Source organism: Dietzia sp. NPDC055343 (genome assembly GCF_053645265.1).
In genome coordinates this window covers 1-10,647 of sequence record NZ_JBSHMJ010000064.1, presented here as the reverse complement: position 1 = coordinate 10,647, position 10,647 = coordinate 1, and the positions used below count along the sequence as shown (strand labels likewise).

Genomic DNA, 10,647 nt, shown 5'->3' with positions numbered 1-10,647 from the left:
CATGCCTTCAATGGCAAGCGGTCTGGACAGATACTTCTTGAATCGGCACGGTGTCATTACGGGCGGGGGCCAGAACAACGTCCCTGGACATCACAGCTAGGTGCTCGTAACGGGGCCCCAGCGAGGATCGCCTGGCAGAGATTGTGCGAGTGGATGAGCTGGGCAGTGCGAGCGCTTTACCTTCGCGATCAGCGTCTCTCAATGCCAAGGAAATGAGAGCCGCGAGGAGGGTTCAGGTATTGCGGTATTCGTGCGGTACCGTGATACTGGGTCAATGGAACTAGATCCGAATGACCTGGCCCACCGTCGCCGAGATGCACGACACCTCCTGGAGCATCTTCGATTCGTTGAGGAAAACGTCGTCGATCCAGCCCTTGTAAAGACCGCGCTGCTGGGCGGTCTCAGTCAGACGGAAACAGCGAAGCTGCTGGGGATGAGCAAACGCACTGTCAATCAGCACGCCAGGCGGCCGTACGCGCAGTACGCCACCGTGCGGGATGGGCGCTCCGATGAACGCAGGAGTCTCGACCGGGCGTTCCTGGCGTATGTCTGGGGGTCGGATGCCGCTGCCCAGGTCGCTACCGAGCGCTCGATTCAGTATGACCGCGAGCGACTCGACGTCGAGCCTGCTTAACCCTTCGGCAGCACCGTCCTTCCACTGTGACTCGCAGCTTCGTTTGGCGGGATTTTGCAAGTTCGTTTGGCGGGTCAGGTGAGGCCGATGACGAGGCCGGCATCAACACCGCACTCGACACCGCTGTCCGCGCCCTGCTCGAAATCGAAATCGAGTAACCGCCCCGAGTGCTAGTCGAGCGCGTGCCGCTGAACATGACTCAAGCACTCTGCTTCCACATTTGGAGCTTTCATTGTCGAAGCGATTCGACAAACAAATGATGATCAGTGAGGCCTTGTGGACAAGTCGGTGCTTCTCGCGTTTGATGTCGGACCTGTCGGGCAGAGTGTGCGTCGAGAGCACGAAATCTGGGAAAGGCTGCGAATGAACCGCGAGGAACTGATCGCTGACATGCTGAACCGTTCTGGCCGGCAGGAGGAAGCGCTGTCCCGGGTCGTCGAGCGCGCCCGGGAAGCGAAGGTCAACGGCGGCGAGCCTGACGCTGCGTGGTCGATGGGGGAGAAGCTCATGACGGCGCTGGTGTTCCAGAGTGAGCACCAGCTCGAGGCACTGGGCTACTCGGAAGCCGACGCGATTGATCGTCTTAGATACGACTTCGCAGTTTCAGCCGAGGAGTTCCCGAGCGTGCTCGAAGAGATCCGGTCGGAACTGTAAACAAGGAGGGCACCATGTGGGATCCGCAGACCGCAATCCAGGCCGTGGCGGTCGTCGCGGTGGCATCACTCCTGGTTCCACCGCTGGCACGCGGTCTCGGCGGCATCTGTGCCGTAATCGGGTTCTGTGGCGTAATGCAGTCGAGCTCCTGGGCGCCGACCGTGATGGCCTTGGGACTGGTGGCGTGGTTCGTCGGCCACTGGTCGTTCGCGGTCCGAAATGATGTGCATTACCGGTCGCGTCTGGCGCTACTGGTGATCGACAAGACGCCGCTGCGGTGGACGATTCCGCGCTACTGGCATTTGCGCCGCCAGCGACGCCTGGCGCCCGCCCGCTGACACTTCTCAACCCAACCGATACGACTATGGCCCCACCAATCGGTGGGGCCATAGTCGTAGGCGTTTGTGAGTGAGTCTAGAACAGTGGGGGCTCGGAGAGTGGTGCGGTGTTGCCGCAGGCGCGAGCGTAGGCGAGTGGGTCCCAGCCGCTCGCCACAGCGTCACGCACGGCGAGGGACCGGGCGTGGCGGTCGTGTCTCTCGGCGGCGCTGCGGATGATTCCGGTGCGTCCGCAAGCGACGGCATAGAGAAGGTTGGCCGATTGGGTTGAGGCGATCAGGTGGTCCGGGTCAACGCGCACACAGAGGGGTTCGTTGCAGCGGTGCTCACCGATCGTGTCGGCGTTCAGCTGGCCGGCGACCAAGAGGGCGAAGCGGTGCGCGTACTCGGTCCTGCTGACGCCGTCACGTCTCCAGGAGATTCTTCCGTACCCGTCGGAGACGGCGCCGGTCCAGATGTGGCATCCATTGCCTGGAGCGCGTACGACGCGGGAGGTGAATGCCGCTATCGCCGCATTAGTCGGAGCAAGCGTCGAGTCGTACGGGCGGGACCGCTGCGGAGCAGTCCTAGGTCGGCGGTCGAGGTCCATTCCCGGGAGTGGAATGTCCTCGAACCGCCGCCCGTTCGGGCGCTCACTGGTGCTGGTCACCGTTGGTGTCCGTAGTGGGCTGGTCCACCGCCGCGGCGTCATCACTGACCGTGTCATCGGTCGTGGTCTCGTTGTCCTTTGCGCTGCGGACCGCTGCACCAACTTCGCGGGCCGACAGTCCCGTCATCTCCGCCAGATCAGCCTGCGCAACGCCAAGATCTCGAAGCTCAATCAGCGCTTCGCCGAGGGCGACCTGTGCGTCATCGCGGGCGTCGATCGCAGAGAACACCGCGACGAGCTTCGCCTCGCGTTTACGTGCTCGCTCCAGCTCGTCGGCCATCGCCTGACGAGCGCGGGCCCGTGCAGTCTGTGAACGTGAATCAGTCTTGGTAGCCACCATGGCTCCGAGCTTATTGACCCACGTTCCGTGTCGCAATGCTCAACCAGCACACCGTCTCGCCGATTCCGCTGTCACCGTCGCCGTTCGTCACCGATCCTGTCGCACGTTCCGTGCTCCTTGATCCTCGCCTTCGCTCGTCTCAAACAGCCACACACAGTAGGCACTTCTAGTGAGCGATGGGAAAGCCCTGGTCACGAGCCTGCGGCCCGTGGCGCGTAGACGCGCCCATTTGGGCCGCCTACGCTGGCGAGTGTGATGACGCTGCGAGCCGTACACGCGGGCACTGGATACCAGTACCTGCTGCGGTCGGTGGCCACCCACGACGCTGACCCCAAGGGGCAGTCGTTGTCGGACTACTACGCCGCCAAAGGCACCCCTCCAGGGCGGTGGATCGGCTCAGGACTAGACGGCCTGGCCTCGGAGACGGCCGCCGCAGGGGCAGTCGTCACCGAAGCCCAGATGGCAGCTCTATATGGCGAGGGTTTGCACCCAGACACCGATGCCAAGATGCTCGCCGGGACCGCGTTGGCCGACTGCAAACTCGGCCGTTCCTTCCCCCTCTATACCGGCGGTGTCGACGTCTTGGACGCGATCGCCGCCGCCGAGCGTGCGTTTCTCAAGACCGAGGAACGCCGCCCCACCACGGGCGAGCGGAGTGAGATCGCCGAGCAGGTCGGCAGGCCTTTCTATGCAGAGAAGTTCGGCTACGAACACGCTTCCGGCAAGGACGTTATCGCCTGGATCAACCGCGAACGAGACCAGGTCAAGCAGGCGGTCGCAGGGTTCGACTTCACATTCTCTCCGGTGAAAAGTGTCAGCGTTCTGTGGGCGCTGGCAGACGAGCAGACGTCATCGAAGATCGCCGCGGTGCATCACGAGGCGGTCGCCGAAGCACTGGCGTGGGCCGAGGACAACGCCGTCTACACACGGGTCGGCAAGCAAGGCATCGAGCAGGTGACAACCCGCGGTGTGATCGCTAGCGAGTTCACCCACTTCGATACTCGCGGGGGCGACCCGGATCTGCACTCACACGTGCTGTTGGCCAACAAAGTGCAAGGCCCGGATGGCCGCTGGTTGTCGCTGGATTCTCGGGCTATCCACCAGATGCACCAAGCAATCTCTGCCCGGTATGACGCGATCCTGCACGACAAAATGACCCGCCGGATGGGCGTGGAGTTCACCGCGAACTACCCGCACCCAGACAAAGCCCCGATCTGGGAGATCGCCGGGATGGACCGGCGCCTGATCGAGATGTTCTCGTCCCGGCGCACCCTGGCGCGCCCGGTCTACGAGCAGCTTGTCGCCGACTACGTGGTCAAGAATGGTCGGCAGCCCTCGCAGCGTGCGGGCTACGCCTTGTGGCAGAAAGCGATCCTCGACACCCGCGACGGGAAGAAGTCTGCGCAGTCGCTGGACGAGCACCGCGCAGCATGGAAAGTGGCGGCCGTCGACCGTGTTGGTGCAGGCGTGGTTGAGCAGATCGTGGCCGTATCCACCGCCGCTGACACCGAGGTGAGCCGCGAGGCATTCGATGTGGAGCAGCACACCGAGAAGGTGGCCGAGCTCGCCATCGCCAGGGTCACCGACGCCCGCGCTCACTTCCGCGCCTCGCACATCGACACCGCCATCTCGACCGCTCTCAAGGGCTACCGCTTCGCCACAGAAACCGAACTCGAAGCGGCGCACCAGGCCGTGATGGCCCGCGCTATGACCACCCTCGTAGTCCCGCTGACTCCCCCCGAGCCGATGCTGCTTCCCTCTGCTTTGATGACCGCACGCGGCGCGGGAATCGACCGGCACGCCAATTCGGAGAGGTACACCACCGACGCTGTTCTCAGCGCCGAAACGTCCGTGCTGGAGGCGGCCCGAACTCCGGTCGCGGTCATCGCCACCGAGACGGAAGTAGACGACGTCCTGGCCGCCCACGAAAGGTGCGAGGGATGGTCGCTCAACCCCGGACAGCAGGCTCTGGCAAAGCACTTGGTGGGTGTGGGAACACTGGTTGCGGCAGGGGTGGGTCCGGCCGGAACCGGCAAGACCGCCTCCATGAAGATCGTCGCGAAAACCTGGCAATCGACGGGCCGCAACATCATCGGTCTGGCCCCCTCCGCCGCCGCGGCGAGCGTGCTCGCCGGCGACATTGACGCCCCCGCGCACACCATCGACCTGTTGACCTTCACCTGGCGCGGGCTGCACCCGAGCTTGCCCGGCAAGACCCTGTCGGCCCTGCCGATCGAGATCAAACCCGGCGACATGCTGCTGGTCGATGAAGCCGGCATGGCCAGCACCGAAAACCTCGCCGCGCTGACCGAAATCGCAGCCGAGTCCGGGGCCGTGGTGCGGCTGATTGGCGACCCCTACCAGCTGTCGGCGGTGACCTCCGGTGGCCTGTTCGCCGACATCACCCGCACCCCCGGAACAGTCGAACTAGAGCAGGTGATGCGCATGGGCGCAGACACCTACCAAGCCGAAGCAACCCTCGGATTGCGAGTCGGAGACATCGCAGCCCTGGATCTGTATGACGGCCGCGGGTGGGTGCGCGGTGGCCACCGCGAGTCCATGCTCACCGACGCAGTGCAGGCCTATCTTGCTGACCTCGATGCTGGCCGCAGCTCACTGATCATCGCCTCCCGCAATGAGGACGTCGACACCCTCAACGAAGTCATCCGGGCACAAAGAATCGCCGAGGGCATTGTTGATAACACCCACACTGTGGCGGTGTCTCGCGGCGACACCGTCGGTGTCGGAGACTCCGTCATCGCCCGCAAAAACTCCAAGCTCTACACCGAAGACAGCAAGTACCTCGGACGAGTCGTCAACGGCCAACTGTTCACCGTGACCGGACTGGCCGACGATGGCTCCCTGGCCGTCCGCGACCAGAACACCGGGGCCGACATGCTGATCCCGGCCGACTACGCAGCCAAGAACATCCACCTCGGTTACGCGGCCACCATCCACCGCTGTCAAGGCGCGACCGTGGACACCACCCACGCCGTCATCGACACCAGCGTGGACCGCGCCGGACTCTACGTCGCGATGACCAGGGGCAGACGAGAAAACCGCGTCTACGCCGTGTGCGAACCCGACCTCGACACGGCGGCCGAGGACGGACACATGCACTCTGCCGGCGACTCCGAAGCACCCACCGCCACCGAGGTTCTGCACACCGTTCTGGCCCGCGACACCCGCCAGATTTCAGCAATCCAGACCCTGCGCACCGAGTACGACCACGCCACCGACCCCGAGCGGTTGGAAGCGCTCTACCGCCACGGGGCCGAGCTGGCAGCCAAGGCCTTCACCGCCCAGATGCTGCCCGACTACCTCGACGCCCTACCCCGCGCCTACTCCCCCACCCCCGAGCTCGGAGACGAGCTCGCCCACGCCTGGACCGAAGCCGTCCTCGCCGGCCTGGACCCCCGCGAGATGTGGGCCGAAGCTACCGACAACCTCGATACCGCGAAATCGCCCGCAGCAGTCATCGCCCACCGAATCCGTCACCAGACCCGCGAGGCCGGCACCACCGACGCACTCCCCTGCCCTGCCCCCACCGTCCTCGGTACCGACACTGAACTGACCGCCTGGCTCACCAGCACCCGAGCCACACTGACCGACCCGCCAGCAGAAGCACCGGACAGGAATTTGTTCGTGGAGTCCTACCTTGAGGCGCTCGACGCTGAAGAAGACACCGACCCCTATGCAGACACAACGGGGCCATCGTGGAGCTGGAGTCCTAGCGTCGACTCCTCCCCCGACCTGTGGTGAGCTTCCCGTTCTCTGGCGAAGGCAGCCTTAGGCGGCGGCGCGGGCCCATTGGTGAGGCGCGAGGAGCATCTCCGGTGAGGGAAGCTCTGCCCGAGCTGCCGCTACCAGTTCCCACCAACTCGCCGGTTCGGACTCTCGCAGCCGGTCTTGAGCAGCCATGGCCGCGCCCCACGTGGTGGCCTGGACCGGGGGGCCGGTGCAGGTGGCGCCGTAGGCCAGAGCGATATCGACCGGGTGGGTGTGCTCAGCCTCTGCCGGGGTGGGAAAGGTACCCCACTCATCCAGCGCATCGGATCGCGTCGGCTGGTAGCGGGTGGTGAACCACCACACGAACACCGCCGACTGCAGCCGGTACAGACGTACCCGGTCCGCATGCGCACCTGTCACCCCCGCGAGCGCCGCAGCCCGGGCCAATCGGGAACGGCCCTGGTAGGAGCGCCCCGCAGAGTTGCACAGGCCCACAGCCTGCAAGGCCCGCAGTTTGCTGCGCACCGTTGCCGCGCACACTCCAGCCCGGGTAGCGAGCTCCCCCACCGACACGGGCCCTCGGGCCAGCAGCTGCCACACCCGCAACCCGAGCACTCCTAGCGAGCGGGCGTGCCAGATGTCTGCGCGAGCACGCTCCAGCTCCGCGTGCAGTCCCTGCTGAAGAGCTGGAGAAAAAACTGCACCACTTCTTTGCTTCCCGCCCCCGGGTGTTGCGATCCGCCAGATGGCGGCCCAGGGGCCGGCCGCTCGCTGGGCTCTGGCGATCCAGCCCTGCTGCAGCAGCACCTTCACGCGGTCGTTCACGACGTCTCTGGTCAGGCCTACAGCGCCGGCCCAGTCGCGCTCGGACAGCTGCACCGCCTCTGCAGCAGCTGCCAGGGTTCGGGCTGCCAGTCCCAGCAGCACCAGGCGGTCCTGGGACCCGGTCTTCCCGGTCCACCTACCCGGCTGGGCGTTCATGCGTGCCAACAGGTCGGCGACCGTCTCCTCGGCAGCTCGGCGGGCAGGTGACGACGTGGTGGTGCTGCAGCGGGTGGCGTAGCTGGCTGCAGTGACGGCTTTGGCCCACTGGCGTGCCAACTCCGCGTGCGGGTCGAACCTGGGTGTGCGCTCCCCCGCTCCAGTGCGGCGTGTGCGGACAGTTTCCAGGCCTGGCCAGCAGTCGGTGAACGCCGCCTGGTGCAGGTCGTCGTAGCGCATCCTGGCGTGGGCGCAAGCCAACAAGATCGACCACCCGATCGCCGACGCATCCGACTGAGCAGCAATCCGAGTGCGTGCTAGAGCTCGGATCTGCGCGGACATAGGGCGTCTGGGCCCGGCAAGATACGGGTGGCCCTGCACATCGGTGTGGACCGGGATCGGTGCGGCGCCTACTTCTGCTGCGGCGGTCGTGGCTGAACCGGCGTGTTCGGGATGTGTCAGCTGCGTGACTACTGTGCGCAGGGCGCGCAGAGATACCGGGCGAATATGCGGGCTCGTCAACGGCACCGATGCGCCGCCGGCGCGGTGAGGTGCGCCCGGTGCGCGGACACAACCGGTGCGCGGGTTAGCCAGCGGGCCCAGGTCAAGCGAGGGCCACGCCGCGGCGAAGGCCTTAACGATCGGTGCCAGACGGTGCGGGGATACGGCAGTGCCAAGCCGGATCCACACGTGGTATCCCCCACCAGACCCCGACGAGCACACCAGGTGCTCGATACTTGCTGCGGTGAGAGCGGTTGTGCAGCGGGTCAGATCGGCGGTTGCTGTCGAGTCGGCGTGGTGGGCGTCAAAATCCAGGGCAAGCAGACGGAACCTGCCCGATTCATCAGTCAAATGCAGTGCAAACGGTGTCCCCTCCCCCGGCGCGCCATCAGCAAGGCGTCGCGTGGCGGCGAACGAGTGCGTCTTTCGCGAGTCAACACGTACATACGGGCGCGGACTCCACGCGCACACCAGCGAGTCCCACCACCAGGTGGAATCTCGGGATTCGACGTTGTCGCGGTCAGGGCAAGACACGCCCAACGGATCGACTGGACCAACCGATGGGTATGACTTACTCTGAGAGGTGCCTGGAAGCACAGCTCTCCTAATTGGTGGGCAACCCCGAGTTTGAGCGGTAACTCAAACTCTTGACTTTCGATCCCGGTCCACTGGCAGGTGGGCCGGGATCAGTCATTTCAGGGCTGCGGGATGTTCAACTATTGGCCGGGCACGACCCGACCGCCGCTTCACGCTGAAATTGCCTCCTCGTCTACAGGTACAAGTACAGCCTCGGGTAGACCGAGGTCGATTGCGGCGAGGTCGGCCAAGTACTGGGACATAGAGACGCCTCTAGATCTAGCCTCCACTCGAAGTGCTTCGTACACCTCTGGAGCCATACGGACGGGCACCCGCATGCGTTCGCCGAATGACGGCCGCCCAGGGCCCCGCTGCTTCGTCGCCATGGGAGGAAAACTTCCACACTTGGCGCCACAAATCCTATCGACACGCCTAAGTGAGGTGGAGTTTCTGGCGCCGCCTATGACGCCGTCGGCTTCCAGTAGAGATCAACTGGTTGGCGGTATAAACCGGGAATGGTATACACCACAGCACCACTAGCGGTTTGGCGGTATCTAGGGATGAACGGTGTGTCTAACGGGCCCCTACGCTGCATGTTTGGTATCAAGGTGTAGACCATAATCTGTACAGAGGTATAGCGGTATTCATAGATAGAGGTGTGGCGGGTTTTGAAGATTGCGGTAGTGAACACCAAGGGCGGCGTCGGCAAGACGACTACCGCCATCTACCTGGCGACGGTGGCGAGCGAGCAGGGGAAGTCGACCGAGTTGCTAGACGCAGATCCTCAGGGTTCGGCAACTAGCTGGGCTGAGATCGCGGCCGAAGGGGGTACGCCTTTGCCGTTCCAGGTCTCGCCCGCGAACAAGATCACGCTTTCGCGAGCATCGAGTAGCGATCTCACAGTGATCGACACGCCTCCCGGCGCAGCCGACATCATCCAGGCAGCGATCGACGCGGCTGATGTTGTCGTGGTTCCGACTGCGCCGTCTGGTCTGGACCTCCAGCGCGTCTGGCCAACGTTGGAGGCTGCTGCGCACAAGCCAGCTGGCGTTCTCCTCACAAGCGTTGAGCTCGGCACCAAGCTGCTCGAGCTCACAAAGGAGGCCCTCGAGTCGGAAGGTGTCTTCGTGTTCGAGAACGTGATTGGCAAACGTCAGGCTATACGTCAGTCATTTGGCACATGTCCCACGAGCTTCCTTGGTTATCGAGACCTGATGGAAGAGATTGTTGAGGTGACTAGGTGAGTGGCAAATCGGAGCCGGTAAGCCGCAGTCTGCGTCCTCGGTCGGCAGCCCCGATCCGCCCGGTATCGGAGACGTTCTCGGCGTCTGAAGCGGCAAAGGCGACCAGTCCTCGGCGCACGAAAACCTCGCTAGCGCTTGATGTTGAGGTGTACCGGAGGGCGAAAATCGCGGCCATCCAACAAGGGGAGACTGTGTCTGAGTTTATTGAGTCGGCTATTCGCAACGCGCTGCCTGACTAACGCCAAGAAGCGGTCTATACCTTTGTCGGTTCGTACCGTTAGAGGTATAAACCGTTTGAGGTAGTTGCTGCCGAGGCGATGGCGACCTTCAGGCATCGCGCGCGTCCCGATGAAGCCGCTGGTGGGGTGCGTCATCGGGACGCATATGTCTAGCGACCTGACGACGCTGTAGGGGAGCGCACCGGAGGGGAGTTTGTCAGATCGCGACTTATCGGCACTCGCGTAGCTACGACCCTCGCCGACATGTCCGGCCGAGTGGCCGGGCAGGCCGGTTGGATTGGTGGTCTCCCCGATGAGGTTTGCGGGACTGTCAATTAGTTTAAGGCCCAACGTAGCCCGCGGGCGTAAGACAAGTCAGGTTGTCTACTGCTTCTGTTAAGTTGAGCTCACTCTGGCTGCCCGGCCGCAGTGATCGGCAGGGCCAACTGCTAGCCGATCGGAACTACTGACCCGAAAAGGGGAAAAATGCGTTTCGCTCGCCTTTCCAGTTTCGCCGCCACCACCGTTCTCGCCGCTGCCACAGTGCTTAGCGGGGCAGGGGTAGCCCAGGCAAACTCACTGGGCTCTCTCATTCCGGGTTCTTCTACGGCTGGGGGGCTGATGCTCACGATCGACAAGGTGGCACCCACTGCAACGAGCGGCACCTTCACCAACAACACCTTGAAGGCACAGACTTACTGCACCGGCGTCCTTTCCACCGTCGAGAACGTCCGCATCCTCGAAGCAGGGTTGAAGGATGGCGTGGATCTTTACAACCCGCCC

Annotated in this window: 7 protein-coding genes; 5 read left to right on the top strand and 2 right to left on the bottom strand. The window is 64.0% G+C overall.

Going from position 1 to position 10,647, the window contains the following annotated elements:
• Positions 1–274: 274 nt before the first annotated feature.
• The 3 genes from ACWIE7_RS17800 to ACWIE7_RS17790 all read left to right on the top strand — a co-directional run bounded on the left by ACWIE7_RS17800 (position 275) and on the right by ACWIE7_RS17790 (position 1,626).
• Positions 275–634 (top strand): hypothetical protein, encoded by a 360-nt coding sequence (locus ACWIE7_RS17800; protein WP_454070141.1) that lies wholly within the window; start codon positions 275–277, stop codon positions 632–634.
• 276 nt (positions 635–910) lie between these two features.
• Positions 911–1,288: a hypothetical protein gene (locus tag ACWIE7_RS17795; RefSeq protein ID WP_454070140.1), complete on the top strand. Its 378-nt coding sequence runs from the start codon at positions 911–913 to the stop codon at positions 1,286–1,288.
• Between the two features lie 14 nt (positions 1,289–1,302).
• A complete protein-coding gene (locus ACWIE7_RS17790) occupies positions 1,303–1,626 on the top strand; it encodes a hypothetical protein (protein WP_452101053.1) in 324 nt (107 codons plus the stop codon).
• 632 nt (positions 1,627–2,258) lie between these two features.
• Here ACWIE7_RS17790 and ACWIE7_RS17785 read toward each other — a convergent pair.
• On the bottom strand, positions 2,259–2,555 hold the full coding sequence (locus tag ACWIE7_RS17785) for a hypothetical protein (protein WP_454070139.1): 297 nt from the start codon (positions 2,553–2,555) through the stop codon (positions 2,259–2,261).
• Between the two features lie 315 nt (positions 2,556–2,870).
• On the opposite strand from ACWIE7_RS17785, the gene mobF reads away from it, so the two are divergent.
• Positions 2,871–6,377: a MobF family relaxase gene (gene mobF, locus ACWIE7_RS17780; RefSeq protein WP_454070138.1), complete on the top strand. Its 3,507-nt coding sequence runs from the start codon at positions 2,871–2,873 to the stop codon at positions 6,375–6,377.
• 27 nt (positions 6,378–6,404) lie between these two features.
• Here mobF and ACWIE7_RS17775 read toward each other — a convergent pair whose 3' ends face one another.
• The gene (locus ACWIE7_RS17775) at positions 6,405–7,565 is read right to left on the bottom strand and encodes a hypothetical protein (RefSeq protein WP_454070137.1); all 1,161 of its coding nucleotides are present in this window, start codon (positions 7,563–7,565) and stop codon (positions 6,405–6,407) included.
• Positions 7,566–9,085: 1,520 nt separating this feature from the next.
• Here ACWIE7_RS17775 and ACWIE7_RS17770 point away from each other — a divergent pair.
• The gene (locus ACWIE7_RS17770) at positions 9,086–9,646 is read left to right on the top strand and encodes a nucleotide-binding protein (RefSeq protein ID WP_454070136.1); all 561 of its coding nucleotides are present in this window, start codon (positions 9,086–9,088) and stop codon (positions 9,644–9,646) included.
• Positions 9,647–10,647 lie beyond the last annotated feature (1,001 nt).